The 22,025-nt window shown below is 41.4% G+C and carries 18 protein-coding genes; 3 read left to right on the forward strand and 15 right to left on the reverse strand.

The annotated features are described in order from the left end of the window. Positions 1 to 16 precede the first annotated feature (16 nt). The 9 genes from CC97_RS07275 to trkA all read right to left on the reverse strand — a co-directional run bounded on the left by CC97_RS07275 (position 17) and on the right by trkA (position 10,630). Complete coding sequence (locus tag CC97_RS07275) at positions 17 to 910, reverse strand: polyprenyl synthetase family protein (RefSeq protein ID WP_049962748.1); 894 nt, start codon at positions 908 to 910, stop codon at positions 17 to 19. After that, positions 894 to 1,085, reverse strand: a complete 192-nt coding sequence (gene xseB / locus CC97_RS07280; RefSeq protein WP_242848152.1) for an exodeoxyribonuclease VII small subunit — start codon at positions 1,083 to 1,085, stop codon at positions 894 to 896. Before xseB ends, CC97_RS07275 begins: the two co-directional genes overlap by 17 nt. Then, positions 1,075 to 2,277 carry an exodeoxyribonuclease VII large subunit gene (gene xseA / locus CC97_RS07285; protein ID WP_044974432.1) on the reverse strand — a complete coding sequence of 401 codons (1,203 nt, stop codon included), beginning with the start codon at positions 2,275 to 2,277 and terminating at the stop codon, positions 1,075 to 1,077. The genes xseB and xseA overlap by 11 nt, the downstream gene beginning before the upstream one ends. After that, complete coding sequence (locus CC97_RS07290) at positions 2,274 to 3,212, reverse strand: peptidase M22 (RefSeq protein ID WP_044974433.1); 939 nt, start codon at positions 3,210 to 3,212, stop codon at positions 2,274 to 2,276. Before CC97_RS07290 ends, xseA begins: the two co-directional genes overlap by 4 nt. Beyond that, positions 3,212 to 3,631: a transcription antitermination factor NusB gene (nusB, locus tag CC97_RS07295; protein WP_044974434.1), complete on the reverse strand. Its 420-nt coding sequence runs from the start codon at positions 3,629 to 3,631 to the stop codon at positions 3,212 to 3,214. Before nusB ends, CC97_RS07290 begins: the two co-directional genes overlap by 1 nt. A gap of 14 nt (positions 3,632 to 3,645) precedes the next feature. Further along, positions 3,646 to 3,981 (reverse strand): Asp23/Gls24 family envelope stress response protein, encoded by a 336-nt coding sequence (locus tag CC97_RS07300; protein WP_044974435.1) that lies wholly within the window; start codon positions 3,979 to 3,981, stop codon positions 3,646 to 3,648. A 285-nt stretch (positions 3,982 to 4,266) separates the two neighbouring features. Then, on the reverse strand, positions 4,267 to 7,497 hold the full coding sequence (locus tag CC97_RS20055; protein WP_049962749.1) for a hypothetical protein: 3,231 nt from the start codon (positions 7,495 to 7,497) through the stop codon (positions 4,267 to 4,269). A gap of 314 nt (positions 7,498 to 7,811) precedes the next feature. Next, positions 7,812 to 9,257 carry a TrkH family potassium uptake protein gene (locus tag CC97_RS07310; RefSeq protein ID WP_044974436.1) on the reverse strand — a complete coding sequence of 482 codons (1,446 nt, stop codon included), beginning with the start codon at positions 9,255 to 9,257 and terminating at the stop codon, positions 7,812 to 7,814. 11 nt (positions 9,258 to 9,268) lie between these two features. After that, complete coding sequence (gene trkA / locus CC97_RS07315; RefSeq protein ID WP_044974437.1) at positions 9,269 to 10,630, reverse strand: Trk system potassium transporter TrkA; 1,362 nt, start codon at positions 10,628 to 10,630, stop codon at positions 9,269 to 9,271. A gap of 377 nt (positions 10,631 to 11,007) precedes the next feature. Between trkA and CC97_RS07325 the strand changes: the two genes are divergently transcribed. From CC97_RS07325 to CC97_RS07335, 3 genes are all read left to right on the forward strand, one after another. Next, positions 11,008 to 13,341: a glycoside hydrolase family 9 protein gene (locus CC97_RS07325; protein WP_044974439.1), complete on the forward strand. Its 2,334-nt coding sequence runs from the start codon at positions 11,008 to 11,010 to the stop codon at positions 13,339 to 13,341. A 418-nt stretch (positions 13,342 to 13,759) separates the two neighbouring features. Next, positions 13,760 to 14,044 (forward strand): DarT ssDNA thymidine ADP-ribosyltransferase family protein, encoded by a 285-nt coding sequence (locus CC97_RS07330; protein WP_049962750.1) that lies wholly within the window; start codon positions 13,760 to 13,762, stop codon positions 14,042 to 14,044. A 71-nt stretch (positions 14,045 to 14,115) separates the two neighbouring features. Then, positions 14,116 to 15,141, forward strand: coding sequence for a macro domain-containing protein (locus CC97_RS07335; protein ID WP_044974440.1), 1,026 nt, complete (start codon positions 14,116 to 14,118; stop codon positions 15,139 to 15,141). Between the two features lie 216 nt (positions 15,142 to 15,357). On the opposite strand, the gene CC97_RS07340 is transcribed toward CC97_RS07335, so the two are convergent. From CC97_RS07340 to CC97_RS18705, 6 genes are all read right to left on the reverse strand, one after another. Continuing rightward, positions 15,358 to 15,864 carry a hypothetical protein gene (locus CC97_RS07340; protein ID WP_242848153.1) on the reverse strand — a complete coding sequence of 169 codons (507 nt, stop codon included), beginning with the start codon at positions 15,862 to 15,864 and terminating at the stop codon, positions 15,358 to 15,360. A gap of 87 nt (positions 15,865 to 15,951) precedes the next feature. Beyond that, a complete protein-coding gene (locus CC97_RS07345) occupies positions 15,952 to 17,310 on the reverse strand; it encodes an ATP-binding protein (RefSeq protein ID WP_044974441.1) in 1,359 nt (452 codons plus the stop codon). A 291-nt stretch (positions 17,311 to 17,601) separates the two neighbouring features. Then, complete coding sequence (locus CC97_RS20505; RefSeq protein ID WP_197021840.1) at positions 17,602 to 17,775, reverse strand: hypothetical protein; 174 nt, start codon at positions 17,773 to 17,775, stop codon at positions 17,602 to 17,604. Continuing rightward, positions 17,768 to 19,159, reverse strand: a complete 1,392-nt coding sequence (locus tag CC97_RS07350) for a hypothetical protein (protein ID WP_044974442.1) — start codon at positions 19,157 to 19,159, stop codon at positions 17,768 to 17,770. The genes CC97_RS20505 and CC97_RS07350 overlap by 8 nt, the downstream gene beginning before the upstream one ends. Before the next feature lie 48 nt (positions 19,160 to 19,207). After that, positions 19,208 to 20,479, reverse strand: a complete 1,272-nt coding sequence (locus CC97_RS07355; protein WP_044974443.1) for a hypothetical protein — start codon at positions 20,477 to 20,479, stop codon at positions 19,208 to 19,210. A gap of 658 nt (positions 20,480 to 21,137) precedes the next feature. Further along, a complete protein-coding gene (locus tag CC97_RS18705) occupies positions 21,138 to 22,022 on the reverse strand; it encodes a dockerin type I domain-containing protein (RefSeq protein WP_049962751.1) in 885 nt (294 codons plus the stop codon). Positions 22,023 to 22,025: the final 3 nt, after the last annotated feature.

A 22,025-nucleotide genomic window follows, 5' to 3' on the forward strand; every position in this document is an offset into this window, starting at 1 on the left:
GATCCCGCCAAAGTTTTTATTTTCTTCTGTCAAGAAGCTCATTTGTCAGAGCCTTCAGGAAACCGCTGTCTTCAAATCCATCAAGAAGATCCAGCGCTTCCGCTGTGAGTCTGTCTGCTTCTTCCTTAGCTTTTTCTATACCCATAACAGTTACAAATGTTGTTTTGTTGTTTTCCTCGTCGCTTCCGACCGGTTTTCCAAGTTCCTCGGTTGTTGAAGTAACGTCAAGTATATCGTCAATGATCTGGAAAGCAAGGCCGATCTTTTTTGCATATTCATCCGCCCTGTTAATCATTTCTTCAGAAGCTCCTGCTGCTATGCATCCCATACGTGCGGAAGTTCTTATAAGAGCTCCCGTTTTCAGTGAATACATGTATCTGAGATTTTCTTCATCGACGTCGTTTCTTGTTTCATTGTCTATATCGATAGCCTGTCCGCCTATCATACCTGTTACAGCGGTGGACGCTGCAAGGTCAGAAATTATTCTTGCTTTTTTCGCTCCGTCAAGAGCCGTGTCTTCAGCAATTATCTGAAACGGCAGCACAATAAGCGCGTCACCGGCAAGAATAGCTTCAGCTTCAGTATACGCTTTATGACATGAAGGCCGGCCGCGTCTGAAATCATCATTGTCCATTGCAGGAAGATCATCATGTATGAGTGATGCAGTATGTATCATCTCTATAGCCGCTGCAGGAGCAGCTGCCATTTCAGCACTTCCTCCGCAGAGTCTGCAGAATTCAGTTACAAGTACCGGTCGTATACGCTTTCCTCCGGCTTCAAGTGAATAACGCATTGCTTCCGTAAGACGGTTCTGCGCAGGATTTCCTGATCTGTCTTCCGTATATTTTCTAATATTCTTCTCAATACCGGCAATGTAACCGATCATAATATCTTTATACTTCTGTTCCATCGTTTTCTCCAGCCACTGTAATTTTCATTTTTGCCTCGTCAAGTTCCTTGCGGCAGTCAAGTGAAAGCTTCATACCTTTGCCGTAAAGTTCGACGGCCTTGTCAAGCGGTATTTTACCGCTTTCAAGAGCAGCTACGATCTGCTCAAGTTCTTCAAGTTTTTTCTCAAAAGACATCTTTTTTTCTCTCCGTATCTGTAACCGATGCACAGGCTGAACCATCGGCAAAATCTATTCGTATGCTATCCCCTGCAGTTATCTCTGAAACGGATTTTATCATTTCACCGTCTTTTCTGTAAACTGTTGTATATCCGCGCTTAAGCACTTCAAGAGGATTAAGTGTTTCAAGACGTGCAATTTTACCGGCAAGAGCATTCTCTCTTCCGGTAAGAATATTTTTCATGGAATATTCAAGCCTTTTCCGCTTCATTTCAAGCTCTGAAATATTCTTTAAGAGGATGTTTTCCGGTGACATCTTCCCAAGTCTTGTCATCAGTGATGCAAGCCTTGTTTCCAGTCTTGCGGTACTAAAATCAAAAGCCTTTTCAGTACGGTCTCTGAGGGAATCAACATATTTTCTCATATCTGAGATATCAGGTACAGCCAGCTCCGCTGCAGCTGAAGGAGTAGGTGCTCTCATGTCAGCGACAAAATCAGCTATTGTAAAGTCCGTTTCGTGTCCGACTGCACTTATTACCGGCGTATTCAGATGGTAAATGTAATACGCCAGCTGTCTGTCATTAAAAGCAGCAAGATCTTCGTATGAACCGCCGCCGCGCCCGATTATTATCACATCACAGTCACCGCAGTCTGCCATGCTCAGGGATCTGCACAGTGATGCCGGTGCATCAGCACCCTGTACGAGTGACGGATAGATCACAAGTTCAGCAAGAGGATATCGTCTGGACATTATGTTGATCATATCCTGAAGCGCAGCTCCCTTTTCCGAGGTAACTACACCGACACGCTTTGGATATTCCGGCAGCTGTTTCTTGTGTTCCTTATCAAAAAGGCCCTCGGCTTCCAGTTCCTTTTTCAGTTTTTCAAATTCCATCTGCAGTTTTCCTGCACCGTCCGGAACCATGTCAGTAACGTAAAGCTGATAAATACCGTCCCGCTCAAAAACTGAAACAGATCCCATAGCTATAACGCTCTGGCCGTTTTCAGGCATAAACCGGAGAGATGCTGCGTGGCTTCGGAACATAACTGCTTTTATAAGCGTTTCACTGTCCTTCAGCGTAAAATACAGATGTCCGGCATTTTTAAAATTCGAGATCTCCCCCTTAAGAAATATCCCTTTGAGTTTGTCGTCCTCCTTAAGCTTAAAGGCGAGATATCTGTTGAGCTGAGATACTGTAAGTATATTCAATATATCTGTACTCCCGATTTTATTTTCGCATAAACTGCAAGTCCTGATGCATTGTCGCATGAAAACTCCGGCTCTGCAAAGTATGCGTCAAATTCCTTTTCAAGTTTTTCTCTGATTATCCTGTCAGACATTACTCCTCCGGCAAAGACCACCGGCATGTTTCCGTACTTTTCTAAAGCTGCAGCGGTCATGGCCTTTACTGTCTCGCAGACATATGTAAGGCAGAAAAGCGCTATATCTTCAGCGGGCTGATTTTCTTCCTTCATTTTTCTGCACTTGTTTTCAAGTCCTGAAAGAGAGCAGTCTGTCCCGCGTATTACAGGCTTCACCTTAAATTCTCTTCTGCTTTCCGACGCCAGCTTTTCAAGGGCCGCTCCGCACGGAAATGCAAGATCAAGCATGAGCCCTGCGCGGTCCACAGCCTGACCGGCTTTCAGATCAAGGGATGTGCCCGCCTGAGTAATGTTTATTATGTTTTCATCATCCGGTCTGCATATAAGGCAGTCCGTCGTTCCTCCGCTCACATGAAAGGCGATAAACTCCTGTGAAATAAGGTCAAGTCTTCCTGCTGAATAAAGTGCTGCAAGAATATGCCCGGTCTGATGAGACGTCCTGTAAAGCTCCGCTCCCGTTATTGCCGCAAGTGATCTGGCAAGACCTTCACCGCACAGGAAACACGGCATGTATGAACCTTCGGCAAGCCTTGGTTTTACAGAAACGCCTATCGCGGTCAGGACGATATCTGAAGTGAGGGCCTCCACAAGATCAGGCAGCTGCTTTGTATGGTGAAAAACAGCATCGCTCTGTCTTAAGCCTAAGTTTCCCTTAGCTACAGGCAGAAGTTTTTTCTGCTGCTTCATCTCACCTGTAACACTGTCATAAAGAGCTACCGATGTGGTATAGTTACTGGTGTCTATCCCCAGAAAGCAGCCCATTATTTGTTTTCACCTTCAAGGCTTCTTGTGTATGCACCGAGAATACCGTTTACAAATGAAACGTCTTCCTTGTAGGAATAGTTCTGTGCAAGAAGTACAGCTTCGCTTACAGCCGAGTTTGTCGGGATCCTGTCATTGTAAAGGATCTCGTAGAAAGCTATTCTGAGAATTGCAACGTTTATCTTTGCGATACGTGCAAAAACTCTTTTTTTGCTGTACTGAGCGATCATAGCATCAAGTTCCTCTGACTTTGCAAGAACATCAGTTACCATCTGTCTGACATCATCATTGACTGTGATCTCGTCGATGTCCTCAGCCATTTCAAAAAGCTCATCAACCGGATCATCTCTGAGCAGTGATTCGTATATTATCTTGAACGCACTGTCTCTGATGTCTCTTCTTGTCAGTTTATCTGCCATATAAAAAACTCCTTTTATTTCTTTTCAAAGCTTATGCCCGATACGTTAACGTTAACTCTGGATACAGTAATTCCGGCAGCTGACTGCACTTCTGACTTTACTGCATTCTGTATCTTTTCACAGGTCATAACAGCACTTGCCCCGTGTTTGAGAACAACGTCAGCAGTGATCTCGACAACGTCACCGTCAGCCTTAACACTTACCGGATTTGTTTTCATAAAGAAGCTGCGTATAAATCCATAGTCTGAACGGATCTTTTCAACTCCCTTGATCTCGTTGATCGCATTTGCTGCTATGGAAGTGATCACTTCCTCTGAGATCCTGACTGCACCGGTGTTTTCCTTTGACATACTATTCCCCTCCGTATACTGATATGATAAGCAGCCGCCGGCTGAAAGCACATAACACGGCCGCAGCTAGCCTCTTTGAATTCAATCTCTTATATTATAACATTTTTTGAGTCTGTTTACAACCGTTAAAGGTATAAAAATATGCCGCATAAAAATATCCCTTCAGATCACGTCAAATGATCCGAAGGGATATGGTATTGTTTAATGAAAATACACGCGGCAGACCGGTCCGGGTTTTCACTTTTTATGATACGTTACCAGTCTGTATGCCGGTAAGTGTTTTGCTTAATTTGCTGCCAGATAAGCACTTGCAGCCTTCTGCACTGCTTTTGAAGCGTCTTCGGCAGTCATATCAGGTGATGTGAAGTATTCCACTGCTGCTTCCCTGATAACATTATAGTAATCAGAACCCTTAGGACTGATGTATGCTTCACCGTTCACAGCTTTTCTGAACTTGTCAACTGCCTTGGAGTCGATCTCATCGATCTCGTACTCTTCGCCCCATGTTGTATTTACTGTCGGAACAAAATCTTTTCCGTTCAGCATACGTTCGAATCTGAATGAAGTTCTGTCTGAGATCATCTGGTCAAGGACTGACTTTCTTACAGGAAGAATATCTGAATCGATGTGGCCTTTCATCTCTTCCTCGGTATAGCCTTTTTCCTGACCCCATCCGTAGAAGTCCTCAGTAAAGAACTGACGGATAAATCTCCATGTCTCAGCCTTGGCGTCAGAGGTCTTCAGAACTGAGAAACACATGCCCGGTTCAACTTCAAGACCAAGTTCCTCGTTTGATGAAGGCATGCCCTTTACGATAAGGGACTCGCCGACTGCAGCTTCTTCGTACGCAAACTTATTCGGTGATGAAAGAAGATCTGCACGTACCGGATACTGCTTGTGAGCTGTTCTGTCATAATCGATCGACGGTGAATCCGATACAGGCGGGAATGCATCTGCCCACTGAAGAAGTTCCCTGAAGTCCTTGTTGTCAAGAGAGCATGTTCCGTCCTCAAAGTTGGTACGGTCTGTAACGAAAGCAGGAAGTACTGCATCGAGAGCATCTTCTTCATTTACGTATACAGTATTTGAAACATTTGCTGCTTCAAGGAATTCACTGATCTTCCAGTGGTTCTTGTTTTCAACAGCCGATTCATCAGCTACAAATGTTCTTCCCCTGAATACCGGGAATATTCTGTACATTACATCATCATATTTAAACAGACCGGCTATGTTTTCCATAAAGTCGTCTTCTCTGATCTCAGGATCATCCTTTATGAGTTCGCTGAGGTCAGCAAATTTACCTTCTGCAGCATAGGAACTAAAGTCGTTGTCAGCAGGATCGTAAACAATGAAGTCAGGTGTGAATCCTTCACGCATATCCTGTTCAAGTTTCTGCATTCCGTTGATCCTTACTTCAGAAGGTGTGTATGAAGTTTCAGATTTATCGTCATCTTCGTCTTCGTCTTCATCATCTTCATCTGTATCGTCAGCGTCTTCATCTTCATCATCTTCAGATTCTGAAACTTCGTCATCCTCTGTTTCTTCATCTTCTGAATCTGTATTCTTTTCGTCCTCTTCGTCTTCCGTTTCCTCATCCTGAAGAAGTTTCTTTTCCTCTTCGTTTTCCGGATCTGTCAGAGTAGTAAGAGTACCGAATTTATTGTAGTTCTTAGGGTGGATAAAGTACTGGTCATTAGTACTGTTGAATTCCTTGATTCTTGAGATAAGATCGTATTCAGTACCATTGATATTTACAGTAGCATAGATATCGCCGGCTACTGTGATTATTCTTCTTGAATTGATGTCAGCAAGTCTCTGTGCATCAGCCTTTACAAGACGAACCGGCTTTGTAACGATCTCTGTCTTTACAACAGGTGCCGGAGTTTCTGATTCAGTCTGCTCTGTAGGATCTTCCGATGTCACTTCATCTTCATCCTCGCCATCGCCTTCTTCATCGTCATCTTCGTCTTCATCAGAAGCATCTTCATCCGTTTCCTCTTCACCGGATGATTCCTCATCTGTTTCATCAGCTTCCGTATCATCTGTATCTTCTGCGTTTTCTGCATCTTCACCGTCATTTTCTGCATCTTCACCGTCATTTTCTGCCAGCGCAGCTTCTGTTACTACAGCTTCATTTGTCGCAGCAGGAGTTTCTTCTGTAACAACAGTTTCGCTCTTAAGGCAGTAGATATCACCTGCATCCTTGATGCCAAGGCATGTAAGAACAGATGCATCAACATCAGCATCAGTCCACTGCATGAGTTCCTCTGTCTTTCTGTCAGCTGTCTTTATTCCGTAAACGGAAGACTGATCGGAAAGGTATGCATCATAGACGTTGTCACCCGCAAGCTTTGTAACAACTGTACCCATATCGGTTGAGATCTTAGTTGAAAGATCAGGCTCTCCTTCGTCGTTTATCATGCACAGGCACATGCTTCCGTCTGAATCCCTGAATGCTCTCCAGAGTTCAGCACCGCTGCAGAAGAAAACGTCATCGTCGTAGCTCTCCACTGAAAAACGGCCGGTACGTATACCGTAGCTGTCAAACCGCTGAACTGTCTTTCCGTTTACCGGATCAGTTTCAATAACAAAGATATTTCCGTCTGATGAAACGAACAGGTCATTGAGCTCAACATTGTAAGGAAGTGTTTCACCGCCTACCATTCTGTTAAGAGTTCCGTCCGGTTTCATTCTGTAAAGTTCTATTTTTGTATTGTCTGCGACCACTGTTTTTTCAGGAGAAACTACGGTCGTTTTCTGAGTGCGCTCCACCTTTGCAAAGTAAAGATCACCCAGGCTGTTTACAAACGCACCTTCGATATGTCCGTCAAAGCCCAGAGTCATCTTGGTCTCATCAGTCACTTCACCGTTTGCGTTAGCTGCGTAGAAGTGCTTGAGTGTCTGAGGCTTTTCCTGATACACGATTATGTACTTCTTGCCGTCAAAGAAAGCACCGAGTACTTCCTGATCAGTTGTTCCGGCTTTTTCAATTACTCTTTCAGTACCTGTTTTTATATCCTTTACGCAGACACCTTTTTCATTTCCGTAAAGTACTCTGTCAGTGAAAACAGTGAACAGTCTGTCATTTTCACCAAGAGTAACACCTTCCGGAAGATCAGAAGGATTCGCAGGTGTGTACACAAATCCTTCCGGCGCATTGTAAAGATCTGTTCTCTGCATTGTGGCAATATCGATATTGCACATCCTGTAACCGGAACCGCTTGTGTATGTTATATCATCTGTAAGATAATACATGTGGTCGCCGCCGTACAGTGTATCTGTTATTTTTCCGAAAAGTCCCCCGACTTCGGAAAGCGGCTGTTCCTCATAGTAACATGTAAGCTTGTATTCGTTTCCTATTTCAACAGGCTCAGCTGAAGGTTCCTCTGTAGCGGTGACTTCAGGCTGGGATTCCTCGATTATCTGACTGCTGTCCTCCGTTTTCTTGCATGATACAAATGAAGACGAAACGGCAAGTGCAGTTATAAAACTGATTATTCTTCTTGATTTTTTCATTTCTACTCCCTTTTCTGCATCCGGTTTAGGAAAACACTGATTTAACCGCAGCACCGGCTTTTCAGGTACTGCAAAACGGAGAGTTTACAGGGCATTGCCCCGCACACTCTGCACTGATTAATATATTGATCTGTGGTTTCTTAAACAATCACTGATTGATTTTTATCACACTTTATTATTATACAAAATTTTTTCGCCAAATGCAACGATTATCACAAAAATTAAGGAAAAAAATTATCCGGCAGAAAAGCTCTGCCGGATAACGATAATAAACATATAATTCTTGATAGTCTTTTACTGCACATTTGACAGTATCAGAATTTATTTCTCCATACTGAAGGAGAAAGCATTACTATGACCGGAAGGCACTCAAGTCTTCCTAAAAGCATGTCAAATGACAGAATAATCTTTGCAAAGTTTGAGAAGAAAGAAAAGTTCTGTGTCGGGCCTACCTTGTTAAGTCCCGGTCCTATGTTGTTGATACACGTTACTACTGAAGAAAATGAAGTTGCAAAATCATTATTGTCGAACGAAACAAGGAGAAGCGATATGAACAGAAGTCCGGTGTAAAGAATGAAATACGTCTGAACTCCGTGAACCGTTGCCGTGTCCATGGTCTTGTCCTCTCCCTTAAGTACATAAACGCACTTCGGACTGAGCGTCTGACGAACGAATTTCTTGACACTCTTGAACATGATTATTATTCGCTGCACCTTGAGACCGCCGCCGGTGGATCCTGCACAGGCACCGATAAACATCAGCATGAGAAGTACCATCTGTGAAAACTCCGGCCAGAGTGCATAGTCATCTGTTCCGAACCCAGTCGATGTCATTATGGATGACACCTGAAATACCGCTGATCTGAAATTTTCCTCCGGATCAGGATGTATCAGAATGTTTGATCCCATTATAAGTCCGGTGGCTAAAAGAATAATAATAAGGTATACTCTTAATTCTGCATTTCTGAGCACTGTTTTTATATGTCCGGTCAGGATAAGATAGTAGATGCTGAAATTAACGCCGAAAACTATCATTCCCACCGTCAGAACGTATTCAATATATTTCGAATTGTAAAACGCTATACCGTTGTTTTTTATACCGAATCCGCCGGTACCGGCCGTTCCCATTGCGTGGCATATACTGTCGAACACCGGCATGCCGCCGAGTATCAGAAGAACTGTAAGTGCAACTGTAAGAACACCGTATATTATGTAAAGATAACGTGCCGATGTTCTGCCCTTCGGTGTGAGTTTTCCGACCTGCGGGCCGGCACATTCGGCTCTCATAAGATACATGGTCGCCTTGTTCGCCGGAAGGATAGCAATGGCAAGTACAAGTACCCCCATGCCGCCGACCCAGTGTGTAAAGCTTCGCCAGAACAGCATTCCGTGCGACATGGACTCAATGTCCGTAAGAATGGTCGAACCGGTAGTTGTAAATCCTGAAACACTTTCAAAAACCGCATCGACAAATGACGGAATCTCGCCGGAAAGCCAGAAAGGAAGAGCTCCGGCCACCGGATATATGACCCACAGAAGTGCAACGATCATAAGAGCTTCCTTGGCGAACATGTCACTTTCCTTCGGTTTCAGTATCGCCATCGGAAGTGAAAGCACGGCCACACCGATCGCAACTTCCAGGAAAGCTTTAAGTGCATCCCATTCACCGTAGAAAAGGCTTACAAGTGCCGGAATAAGGAAAAGTAGGGAGCCCCATGACGTGATCCTGCAAAGATAATGTGCTACTGCCTGTTTATTCATTCCTTAACTCCTTAATCTGCAAGAATATCTGTAATATCAGAAAAATGGTGTTCCTTGGAAATAACGATCACCGAATCATCTATTGTGATGAAATCATTACCGTTCGGGATGATGACCGTCCTTCCTCTGATTATACCGCAGATAAGAATGTTCTTCTTAAGGTTCAGGTTTTTAAGAGGAATGTTGATAAGTCCGTCTATAGCCTTGGTTATCCTGAATTCGATAGCCTCGGCCTTGTTCTCGACCAGATGATAAAGCGCCTCAATGTTGCTTCCTGAAGTGTTCTTCATGGAGCGGACATAGCTGAGAACTACTGATTCTGTCAGCATTTTCGGTGAAATAAGGCAGTCAAGACCCACCTGACCGGCAATTTCGCGGTAGCTTTCACGGTTTATCTTGGTGATGACCTTGGCCCCGGAATTTCTGGCAGCAAACAGCGACATGATGATGTTTTCCTCATCTATGCCTGTCATGGATATAAACGCATCTGCGTGCCTGAGTCCCTGCTCAATCAGTACCTCCTGGTCAGTTCCGTCTGCATGGACAATGTCAGCATGCGGAAATTCCATTGCGAGATTCTGGCACTTCTTCTCGTCTATCTCGATTACCTTTACCTGCATGTGCGCATTAAGAAGCTGCTTGATAAGGTAGCTGCACACTTTGCCTCCGCCTACGATAAGCACGGTCTTGATCTTCGAACGCGTTGAGCCGATAGCCTTGAAAAAGCCTTCAATGTTACGGTGCGATGCCGCAATATTCACTTTGTCGCCGCTGTGAAGTATAAAGTCACCGCCCGGAATATACAGCTTTGAATCACGTTCAACTGTACAGATGAGGTATTTTATCTTGTGTTTTTTATAAATATCGGCAAGTGTCATGCCGTCAAGTTCAAAACGGTCACTGAGCTTATGCTCGACAAGTTCTATTCGTCCCCTTGAAAAGACTTCAAGCTTTGCCGCCGCCGGGAAAATAAGTATACGCATTATTTCATCGGCGGTGATTAGTTCCGGATTTATTACCATGGAAAGACCTATGTCTTCCTTTAAGATTCCTATCTGAGCAAAGTACATCGGATTGCGCACTCTGGACATGGCGCGCTCAGCACCAAGCTTCTTTGCAAAAAGGCAGCAGAGAAGATTGAGTTCGTCATGCGGTGTGGTCGCAATGCAGAGATCCGCCCTTCCGGCATCAGCCTCCTGAAGCACATTTATATCAGCACCGTTTCCGTTTATGCACATGATATCCTGAGTATCCTGTATTCTTTTTATAACAGCATCGTTTGTGTCGATGGCAATGACATCATGCCCTTCCTTGGACAGTGCATTTGAAATATTGCTTCCGACCTTACCGGTCCCTATAATAACCACTTTCATAGTCTGGAAAACCATCCTGTTCTAAATAAACATCAATACTTTATTATAAATCCTTTTGAGTACATTTGTCAACCTTGATTGCCGGGCAAAAGATGAATGATCATTAAACATTGAGTATACTTACGTGAAATTCCGTGCCGGACGGAAATAAGATTCCGCCGGATATAAAAATTTTCACCTGCAACAGCTGAAAACAGGATAGATTTTGATGCGGTTTTGTGGTATAATTCATATCAGACGGATGATTACGGGACACTGTCCGCTGATGTAAAACAGCAATATCCGGAATTCCGGTCAGTGTTTCCGGTACAAAACTGTACGGCAGTTTTATGTTTTCAGTTTTTCTGAAAGCGGCATACATTAAGGAGGCTTATCAAATGAAAAATCCGGCATTAAAAAAAGCGGTTTCTGCGGTACTTGCTGCATCAATGATCGCTTCATCAGCTGTTCCGGCTGTATGGGCAAAAACAACACCAGGCAAGGCTGACTATGAGGAAACCGACAATAACTGGGCAAGACTTCTGCAGCATACACTTTACTTCTACGACGCAAACATGTGCGGTGCAGACGTTAAGGAAAACAATCTTCTTCCATGGCGCGGAAACTGCCATGTCTATGATGCTGAAGTTCCTCTTGACTCTGAACACACTAATCTTTCTGATTCATTTATCAAAAAATACAAGGACGTACTCGATCCGGACGGCAACGAAACAGTAAACGTATCCGGCGGTTTCCACGATGCGGGTGACCATGTAAAGTTCGGTCTTCCGGAAGCATATGCAGCTTCAACCGTATCATGGGGATACTACGAGTTCCGTGAAGCATATGAAAAGACCGGTCAGGCAGATCACGTCGAAACCATCTGCCGTTACTTCTGCGACTATTTCATGAGAAGCACATTCCGCGATGATGACGGAAAGGTCATCGCGTTCTGCTATCAGGTCGGCGACGGTGACATTGACCACGCTTACTGGCAGTCACCTGAGATCGATGCAATGGCAAGACCTGCATGGTTCGCCACAAGCGAGATCCCGACAACTGATGACGTATCTGAAAGTGCAGCCGCACTTGCGATAAACTACTATAATTTCAAGGATACTGATCCGGCATACGCTAAAAAATGTCTTGACTACTCAAAGGCTTTATTTGACTTTGCAACTGAAAACAAAAAGGCAGTCGGCGACGGTGCAGACGGTCCTAAGTCCTACTACACATCAAACAAGTGGGAAGATGACTACTGCTTCGCAGCATGCTGGCTCTACCTTATAACCAAGGATCACCGATATATCGCTGACAGCATCGGCTACGTTGATTACTACGCTCCTCCGGGATACATTCTCTGCTGGAACGATATGTGGAACGGTGTCGGTACACTTCTCGGCCGCATCCAGGAGATATATCCGGAAGTAAAGGAAGAATACCGTGAAGCTGCCGGAAGAAATCCATACGAAGAGATCGACTTCTGGAAAATGCAGGCCAAGTCTATGAACGCTGCCATGAACGGTGATGCAGGTACTATCACACCAGCCGGATATTTCTGGCTCAACACATGGGGTTCAGCCCGTTACAACACAGCTGCGCAGCTTACAGGTCTTATCTACGACAAGTACAATAAGGGCAAGGATCTTTACAATACCAAAAATCCTGACTACACATTCTCTGACTGGGCTCTCGGCCAGATGGAATACATCATCGGTGACAATCCTATGGACCGCTGCTATGTTGTAGGATATGCTGAAAATTCAGCTAAATATCCTCATCACAGAGCCGCATCCGGTCTTACAATGGCTGAAGACACTGCAAAGCACAAGCACGTTCTCTACGGCGCTCTCGTAGGCGGACCTGATGCTGAAGACAAGCACAACGACATCACAAAGGACTGGATCTACAACGAAGTTACCATCGACTACAACGCAGCTATACCGGGTGCGGCAGCCGCTCTTTATCTGCGCTACGGCGATGAAACTATGAAGCCGGATGAAAACTTCCCGCCGGAAGAGGAAACAGACGACACACAGATCTTCTCAGGCGATAATTTCTGGGTATCCGGTTACTGCTCTGATCAGGAGGAAAGTGACGGCGCAGGTGCAACAAAGCTTACATTCTTCGTTCAGACTGACTCACTCACACCGCACGATGATCTTTCAATAAGATACTACTTCGATATATCGGAATTTGAAAACAACAAGGATATTCCGTCATCATTCGTTCTTCAGAAGACCTACGACCAGGTACAGACAGAAGTTGACGACAAGGAAGCTGTTCTTTCAAAGCCGGTAAAATACAAGGACAACATCTACTACGTCGAGATATCATGGCCGGGTTACGCAATCGCGAACTCAAACAAGAAATATCAGCTCATCATCGGCATGTACTACGGCGACAAATGGGATCCGTCAAACGATCCGAGCCGCAAGGGCATCAAGGACATCGGTCCTGATTACGATGATATCGTTGCCGGTGTCGAACTTGCAGAAAAATGCGACTACGTCTGCGTATATGCCGACGGCGTCCTCGTAGGCGGAACAGAACCTGACGGCACACAGCCGAAAAAGGTATACAACGCATCACAGGTACTCCGCCTCGTTCAGCATCTTTCAGGTAAGAAGGAACTTTCCGATGACGCAAAGATGATGTTCGACTTCAACTCAGACAAGAAGGTCAATATCAAGGATCTTATTCTTCTCAAAGAGCTTGTTTTAGGTAAGTGATGGTGAATATTATGCGAGAAGAGTACAATATTGAAGAATTAAATCCACGCCAGAATCCTTATTCTGAGAAACTAAAAAACAGTAATGATTCTGTTTCATCTGAAGAACAGACTGATTCAGATACAGAATGCCATCCCGCATAAAATGGTGGCAGCTCATTCGAGCTGCAGTTGATAATTTTCACCTCAATTCTGAGGTGAAAATGACCTTTTAACAAAAGTGATCGCCCTGATTTCAAGCAAAGTCAGGGCGATCACTTTATTATGTATTAAGTTTACGTAAATTTCATTTCTGATCTTTTCCGGCATATATAACCGCCATAAAAATACGCATCAGATCTGAAATACTAGAAACCCTTAAACAGATATTGAATAAAAGCCTGCTATGCATTATAATATTATTATAAGGAGATTACTTCATGAGTATAAAAGGCGGAAAACTACTTTATCATTTAACCACACTGGATGCTCTCCCATCGATTGCTGCAACAGGACTGCTTTCACGCGGAGAATTAGCACGAAGAAATATTGTATTTACAGATACGGCTGATCATGAAATTCTATCAGGGAGGGAAAGGCTTGGCCTTTCGGATTATATTCCTTTTCACTTTCATCATCAGACATCATATGACAGTGGTGTTAAATACAGCCACATTAATACGGTTTTTATTTACATTCGTATAACAAGAAAGTTTCAGATATAATAGGATTTCCACCGCCATTTATTGACGTTGACGAAAACGGAATATACTTTTAGAGGAAGGGGCGAATCACCATGTTTAGGTTTACCACGGGAGATATATTGAAATCTGATGCCTATGCATTAATAAACACCGTTAACTGCGAAGGCTTCATGGGCAAAGGCCTGGCGTATCAGTTTAAGCTCCGCTCCCCTGAAATGAATAATGAATATATCCGTAAGTGCAAAGCACATGAACTGACTCCCGGAACATTGCATTGTTATAAAACCGATGATAAACTCATTATCAATTTTCCTACTAAGGACAAATGGCGCGAAAAATCAAAAATCAGTTTTATCACATCAGGACTGGATGCACTTATAAAAGCAATAAATGATTACCATATTGATTCAATTGCAATTCCTCCTCTCGGAAGCGGAAACGGCGGTCTCAATTGGAATGAAGTACGCGAGATCATCATCGAAAAATTATCCGCTGTCAGCGAACATACTGATATAATTATCTACGAACCGGCACTCAGCGGCACAGCATCTTCAAAAAAAGAGCCACAGTTATCATTATCTGCCCTGATACTTATGCTTATCAAATTCAAACTTGAAAAGTCTCATTTCAATAAGATTGGTCTTCAGAAAACCGTATATTTCATGAATATCCTTTCAGGCACTAATCTTTTCAGTTTTAAAAAAGCACCTTACGGACCTTTTGACAGTTCAATCAGCAGGGTTTCTGATGAAATAAAATATTTTCAGCAATATTATAACGGAATAAACACCAGAGAGGCTTATGATTTGCTGATGCAAAAGCTTATCAGCAAAAAAGTGAAAGATCAGTTAGATTTTTATGAACCGTTTATAAACAAAGCCGCCTCATTCACTAATCATTTCTCTTCAACAAAAGAAGTTGAAGGAGCTGGAACAGCTCTTTTCATTATTCAGAATCACCCAGGTATCAGTGAAAATGAAATAATCAACGAATTTCAAAACTGGTCAAAAGACAAGGCAGCCCGCTTTTCTGAAGATTCCATCATACAAGCTGTAAATGAACTCGAAAACTATGGATTTATAGAAAACTCACTATGCGGATACCAGATTGCAAGATGAATTGCATAAAATGGTAGCAGCTCATCCGAGCTGCATTCAATAATTTTCACCTCAGTTCTGAGGTGAAAATGACCTTTTAATAACAAAACTATCCCCCTGCTTTCTCTAAAACTGAAGTCAGGGGGATTTGTTTATGCCTTATTTTCTTCTCTGTTCCATAGCCGAAAAGAATTCCTCCGCTGAAACTCCTTCACCGGCTTTTGCCTGAGCTATGCCTCATTCCATCTTTGCGTTAAATTCTTCTTTTGTCATTTCTTCGAGTGAAACAGGATGTTTGGATGGGATTGAAGGACGATGTAAATACTCCGTAAGAGCATTCTTCAGATATTTATAACGTTCAAACTTCTCCGCCTTCGCAAAATGTACTTCACGGAACTGCTCAGGATTACTGCTGTAATCGAGTTTTTCGTCTCCGAACTGCTCACTGGTAAGGTCAAACGCCACATCTCCGACAACGTTGTAGCAGTGATAATTGCCGCCGCTTCGAAGAATACCATAAACCTTTCCTCCGAAAATATCCTGTGCGAGAAATGCAGTTATCGAGCACTGACCAAGTGTTTTATTATCTTCGCTCCAGAGCTTACGAAGACGCGGCGCACATGTGTACTCGCACCAGATCTCTGAAAGGATATCATAAAGCTTACGTGGATCTTTTATATCCTTAAATTCATCATTTACCGGCTGAACATTAGCATCTTCCCAGCCGTAGAAATTGTAATTCATCGTATTCACTCCTTGTATAAAGGTTATTTTCTCCTCAGTTCTGAGGTGAAAATTATCAATAGCAGCTCAAATGAGCTGCCACCATTTTCACATATCCAGTGCACTCAGATCCACTTCATGTTTCAGTTCATGTTCAGGTTTCTGTTGTGTATAGAACATTATCATATACCAAGGTAGATAATCAACATCATCTTTTTCTACATTGCCTTTGCAGAAAACTGTTGCTTTACCGAACTTCCATTCCGTTACAGTTCTTACTCTGTCAAGGGCATTATGCTTTTTATAATCGTTTCCGGATTTTATTTCAATAAGATCGACCTTCATTCCATTCTGAGTGATGAAATCAAGTTCACCGTATCTTTTTGAATCGAAATAATAGAGACCGAAACCATTTGCTTTCAGTTCCTGTGCCATGACATTTTCGAGAATACTGCCAAGGTTGATATCGAGGTCACCTTTAAGAAGATCAAACTGAATGTTTTCCATGCAGGCAGCACAAAGTAGTCCTGTATCTCCCATGAAAAGCTTGAAAAGATTGTGTTTGCTGTTCAGTTCCAGCGGAAGCTGCGGTTCGGTAACGTTGTAGCACGGAAGAGCAACCCCGGCGTCTGAAAGCCATTCAAAGCAATTTTCATATCGAAATGTACGTGCGCTTTTTTCGATTTTAGAGAGAAGAAAACGTCTGTTTTTATCGTTAAGCTGAGAAGGTACACTATCAAATACCGCTTTGATTTTTATCTTGTCACCGCCGTATGAGTATTTGGAGATATCCTGACGATACTGTTCAAGAATCTCTTTCTGTTTTTCAATGACGATGTTTATATCATGAGTGGTTACATATGTGTTTACGATGTCCGGCATGCCGCCTACCACGATATATGTATAAAAAAGATTAAGCATTGTATTATGGACAGCATCAGATACAAAATTCATGTTATCATAGCATTCCTTAAGATAACTGATTGTTTTATCCTGTACTCCGTTTGCCACAATGAATTCTTCGAGATCCATAGGATACATGTAGTATATTTCTTCAAATCCCACAGGATATGATCTTACCTGATTATAGCGTACACCTAGCATTGAACCGGTTTCGATATAGTCAAACCTACCGTCTTCAACTAGGAATTTTATTGCAGTTCTTGCCTCAGGACATTCCTGAATTTCATCAAACAGTACAAGAGTTTTGCCGGGAGTCATTGGCTTACGAACATATGCGGTAAGATTAGTAATTATCGTATCTGCCGAAAGCTCACCTTCGAATATTCTGACAGCATTTTTATCAGCTATAAAATTGATCTCTACAAAATTTTCGTAGTTTTCTTTTCCAAACTGTCTCACAAGAGTTGTCTTGCCAATCTGCCTTGCACCAATTATGCAAAGAGCCTTTTTATCAGCAGAGTTTTTCCATTCGTTTAGCTTGTCCCATGCTTTTCGTTTAAACACAGTATCACCTCAGTTTTTGAATAATGTTGCACTTAACAATTCACGGTTTTATCGTATCTCACAACTATATTGTAACATTATTCTTAAGTTTTTTCAATACCTTTGTAACGTTTTTCTTAATTTTTCAGCATATGTTTGTAACGTTTTTCTGAGATATTTGATGTGAATCTGTAACGTTTTTCCGAAAACGATTCGAAAGTTTGTACCGGTCAATAAAAGCAACACAAAAAGGTATCAGAACACCTCTGTACTGATACCTTTCGTTTCTATTTCATTTAGTCGAGTGAATAATCACCAGTCATTGTCGTCATCGTCCCAAAGTCTTCTGCGTTCCTCTTCCTCTCTTTCACGTCTGTACTCGCTGTCATCCCAGTTGTAGACATATTCTCCACGATCATAACTATAGCCGCTCTCATCAATGTACTCATACTCGCCGGAATCATAATTGTAACAATACTTAGCCATTCCTGTCACCTCCAAGTTCTATAACTTTTCTGTACCAGTCGTTCAATTCGACTAACAAATTTTGTATAGCAGCAGGAGCATTATTAATCTTACTTGTATCAACATCAATTATATTGAAAACAAATCCACTTGGAAGCATGTGATTGGCCGATATAAAGTGTAGAGTTTCATCATATTTAAGCTCATATTTCAAAACAATATCTTTCATTCTTTCTTTATCCAGACGTTTGTTTTTTATTTCTTCGATTTGCTCATTACTTAGTCCATTTTTACGCATTTCCTCAATGGTTTCATTCAAAGCTTTTAATACTGCTTCATATTCTTCATTGATACTTGTTTCGATATAACCACTTACTTTTTCGAATACTTTTTTATTATGCAGTAAAGCTTTACGTATCGACTTTTCTGCTGAATCATACTTTTTTCTGTTTATAAGACCTTCTATAATATCTTCAATGAACGGATATATGATACTGTTATCTGACCCATGCATATACCTGTGTCTATACCCTTTAACTGAAAATTCATCTGAAAAATAATCAACGATTCTTTCATTTTCAGTTTTGACGACAGCATCAACAATTGCACAGTCCATCTCATTTACGAATTTTATGTTTGAATCACTATTCTTTTTTCTATCTGCTCCATATTCAATATATCCTAATATATCAAAGGTTTCTCTTCCGCGCAAATAATACAACATCTGATCGTCATTATTATCTATAGCAAGAAGAATAGCATTTTTCCTTAACCTATCATCATGCATAACTTTTGATGTTATATCATTATAAATAACTCCTCGGTGAACACTATTATTCTCTTTATTTTCAGGTCCCATGTTTGTTCCACACCCAAACTGCATGATTGGAATTTCCGTTTCTTTATCATCTGGTTCAGATGCAAACCACATATACTTTCCATAAATCAAATACTTTAGAAAATCGTAATTTTTGAACTCTACTACATAATCAATAATTGTTTTTCCGTATTCATCAGCACATACCAGAAACTCATTTTGACTGTTGATGTACTTTTCCCATATAGCTTTATCATGAGAAGCAGCAATATCATAGTTTCTTACATGCGATTCCGGAAAAACATATTTTTTCTGTCCTGCCGAAAGGATTTCTTCTACAGACACTTTAAGCAACTCACTCACTGTTAAAAGATCATTACTCTGTATCGCTTTCTTTCCGTTTAATATATCTATGAACCTGTTTTCCATGTTTTTAATACAGTCATCATCTAATTTACTTCCTTGATGCTCCAGACAATGCTTACAAAACTGTCTTACCGATGTTTTTTTACCCTCAAGTCCAGAACTATCTATTAATCTACGAAGATAAATACCTATCTTTTCTTTCTGTTCAGCTGTAAATTTCATCTATTTACTCCTTAAAATTAATTATTATCCTTTTTTGAGTATTCTTAGTCAACAGCAGTTTCTTTCATTCATGGAAACAAACTTGTCAATCCATTCATTCATCTCTCTAATCAGAGATTTTATATGTTCTGGACCTTTCAATTCATTAAGATATATCAAATTCGATATTATCCATTCATATGTATCAGGCTTTCGGCAAAATATTATATTATGCTTTTTTTCATATCTAATCCATCGCATAACACTGCACATGATCTCTTCTTCGGTTGGAAAACAACGTGCATACTCTTCAAAACTGCATCCATTACTATAGCACTGCATCATCGCTTCTTTTTTCTTAGTGTTAGTTTCAAGGCACTTACTATGAAATTCATTATCAAGAATATTTTTAACTGTTTCATAAATCTTTTTGTTATGAGCAATAGCACGTTTGATATATATTTCAGCATGATCATATCTTTTATTTTCAATCATAGTTTCTATGATGCGACTATAAAACGGACAAACAACTATACTGTTCTCTTTTTCAATCATATACTCAGCAGAAAAATAATCTAAAACTGCATCATTCTCACATAAGGCAACAGCATCTATAACCGAGTTTAAAAATTCTTCTGTTACTTCAACATGATTTGTGTTATATTCCGGCCTTGAAATTATATACTCAATCGCTGAGGTACTTCTTGCTCGTAACATATCAAGTACTTCAACATTTCCGTTCTCTATAGCAAGAATTATAATTTTTGTTCTGAGTCTGTCTTCTTTTCTTATATTAGATTCCCAAAAGCTATTATTCATGTTGGATTCTTTTTTATAATCTACTTCAAATAAATCTGTGCCATATTTATTATCACTTTCTTTATCAGCAATAAGCCAGATGATATCTTCCTCAATCATATATTTAAAGAGCTTGATATTCTTTTTCTCAAACGCATAATCAATTACCGACTTTTTAAATTCGTCAAGATATAAAGTACAGCCATGATCAAGATACTGTTTCCATAAAGAAGGATCATCTGAACATGCAATATCATAATTGGTGATATGAGCTGATGTAGGAAATCTTAACTTTCCTGCGGAAAGAATCTCTTCACAGGAAACATCAAGTAATTCACTTGTCAGAAGCAAATCATACGCAGGAATCTCATTTGTTCCTTTAACGATTTTATAAAAACGATTTTCAGTGTTTTGTGTATCTTCATCAGTTTTACCGAGCTTATCAAGAAATTTTCGTGAGAACGCTTTCCTTGAACCATATTTTCTTGTTATCAGATCATCAAGATACTGACCAATTTCATCAGGTTTTGCACTATAACTCATCAAAGAGCCCTCCTATAATTGATTTGCGGTACCGACTTCATCTGCATTTATTATATACTGAAAAGCGGCTGTTATCAATCATGAATTATTATATCCGCTAAAAACATACCACTTTGATGCAGTATCTTTTTAGCGGTTATAGTATAACTACTGATAAAGAAACAACGTGGCAAAGCCACGTTTACAATAGCACACCGCAAGGCGTACCGCTTCTGTGGCAATGACTGTACACAAATATCTAAATACTATCAGATCATATGTAACTATTATCTTTTTTATTAATAGCATCTGCTTATACAGATTTATTCTCGAGCGCGCTTACTGTATTTAGCAATTCTAAATATAATCTGTGTTCTAATGTTTAAACCCTTCGTTGACGTTTCACCCATTCAATGTTATAATCTAAGTGTATGGTAAAGTTAAATTCGGATTATGGACAACGTTTTAAACATATAAATGAAACAATGTTCATAACCAGGGAGGAACGTCTGATGAGACATTATAAAAAGAGAGCGGCAGCGATAATACTCCAACCGAAAAGCTCTGATGCCTTTGTTGTGTACTGAAAAGCATATCAGCATATTCAACCCACGTATTTACGCGAGATGAATATGCTGATTCTATTGTATTCAGGACTTTTAAAGTTCATTCTTTCTGTTCATGAACGCAGTATCTCTTTCAGCACCAGCAGATCCTGAACATCTGTCACGCCGTCTTTGTTCAGATCAGCTGCTCTGGGTTCAGCGGGCACTGTCTTTCCGAGGATAATGTCTGCAAGTGTGACGAAATCAGCAGTGTTTACTGCTTCGTCCTCATTTACGTCGCCTTTTATTCTTTTATCGCCGTGAATCTTAATGTATCCGTTGTACATTCCCTTTGTAAATACGAAAGCCATCTGAAGATTTCCGGCAGTGTCATTGGCTGAATTCATAAATGTATCGCCAACTACACCGTCATCGACATACGAAAAACCAATCGGGTAAACTTCGCCGCGGTCTGCATTTTCCGGAACGATAAAATCTATGGTAAACAGACTGCCTCTGTCTATTACCACATCTTTGTCGGAATATGCGTAAAACGCGATTTCACCGTCTTTCACGAGTGCTGATCCTGTTGTAAAATCAGTAACCGCTTTTCCGGGTGTAACAACTTCACCTTTTGAATTATTCTTTATTTTCAGTCTGGTATCGTAGAACATATGAAACTTCATCATGCTTACCGGTTCTGTCGGACCGACAAGGCTTATATATATCCTCTGAACTTTACCCGGAGCATCTTTGAGATCCAGTCCGATCTTATCAGCAAAGATCATGATCCATCCTTCAAAATCCCGGGGATCAACGGCAGAACATTTCCAGTCCGCCGGCTGAACCCAGCTGTGCCGGTCATACGGAACTTCCATGTCATCCTGTCTGTTGCACGGATTTTCCGAGCCTTCATAGGCAGCAGAGATATGTTCAGCAGGCACGCTGAACGGACTGAATACAGCGCAGCAGGCAAGAACGCATGACATAAATGCTGCAGTGATTTTATTTATACTCATGAT

The organism is Ruminococcus sp. HUN007 (genome assembly GCF_000712055.1).
In the GTDB taxonomy this organism is placed as follows: domain Bacteria; phylum Bacillota; class Clostridia; order Oscillospirales; family Ruminococcaceae; genus HUN007.

Excerpts from the sequence above, each read along its gene's own strand:
- trkA (WP_044974437.1), bottom strand. The coding sequence starts at position 10,630 with ATGAAAGTGGTTATTATAGGGACCGGTAAGGTCGGAAGCAATATTTCA.
- CC97_RS07275 (WP_049962748.1), bottom strand. The coding sequence starts at position 910 with ATGGAACAGAAGTATAAAGATATTATGATCGGTTACATTGCCGGTATT.
- xseB (WP_242848152.1), bottom strand. The coding sequence starts at position 1,085 with ATGTCTTTTGAGAAAAAACTTGAAGAACTTGAGCAGATCGTAGCTGCT.
- CC97_RS07325 (WP_044974439.1), top strand. The coding sequence starts at position 11,008 with ATGAAAAATCCGGCATTAAAAAAAGCGGTTTCTGCGGTACTTGCTGCA.
- CC97_RS07340 (WP_242848153.1), bottom strand. The coding sequence starts at position 15,864 with ATGAATTACAATTTCTACGGCTGGGAAGATGCTAATGTTCAGCCGGTA.
- CC97_RS07310 (WP_044974436.1), bottom strand. The coding sequence starts at position 9,257 with ATGAATAAACAGGCAGTAGCACATTATCTTTGCAGGATCACGTCATGG.
- CC97_RS07290 (WP_044974433.1), bottom strand. The coding sequence starts at position 3,212 with ATGGGCTGCTTTCTGGGGATAGACACCAGTAACTATACCACATCGGTA.
- nusB (WP_044974434.1), bottom strand. The coding sequence starts at position 3,631 with ATGGCAGATAAACTGACAAGAAGAGACATCAGAGACAGTGCGTTCAAG.
- CC97_RS20055 (WP_049962749.1), bottom strand. The coding sequence starts at position 7,497 with ATGAAAAAATCAAGAAGAATAATCAGTTTTATAACTGCACTTGCCGTT.
- CC97_RS07335 (WP_044974440.1), top strand. The coding sequence starts at position 14,116 with ATGTTTAGGTTTACCACGGGAGATATATTGAAATCTGATGCCTATGCA.
- CC97_RS07330 (WP_049962750.1), top strand. The coding sequence starts at position 13,760 with ATGAGTATAAAAGGCGGAAAACTACTTTATCATTTAACCACACTGGAT.
- CC97_RS20505 (WP_197021840.1), bottom strand. The coding sequence starts at position 17,775 with ATGGCTAAGTATTGTTACAATTATGATTCCGGCGAGTATGAGTACATT.
- CC97_RS07355 (WP_044974443.1), bottom strand. The coding sequence starts at position 20,479 with ATGAGTTATAGTGCAAAACCTGATGAAATTGGTCAGTATCTTGATGAT.
- CC97_RS07300 (WP_044974435.1), bottom strand. The coding sequence starts at position 3,981 with ATGTCAAAGGAAAACACCGGTGCAGTCAGGATCTCAGAGGAAGTGATC.
- CC97_RS18705 (WP_049962751.1), bottom strand. The coding sequence starts at position 22,022 with ATGAGTATAAATAAAATCACTGCAGCATTTATGTCATGCGTTCTTGCC.
- CC97_RS07350 (WP_044974442.1), bottom strand. The coding sequence starts at position 19,159 with ATGAAATTTACAGCTGAACAGAAAGAAAAGATAGGTATTTATCTTCGT.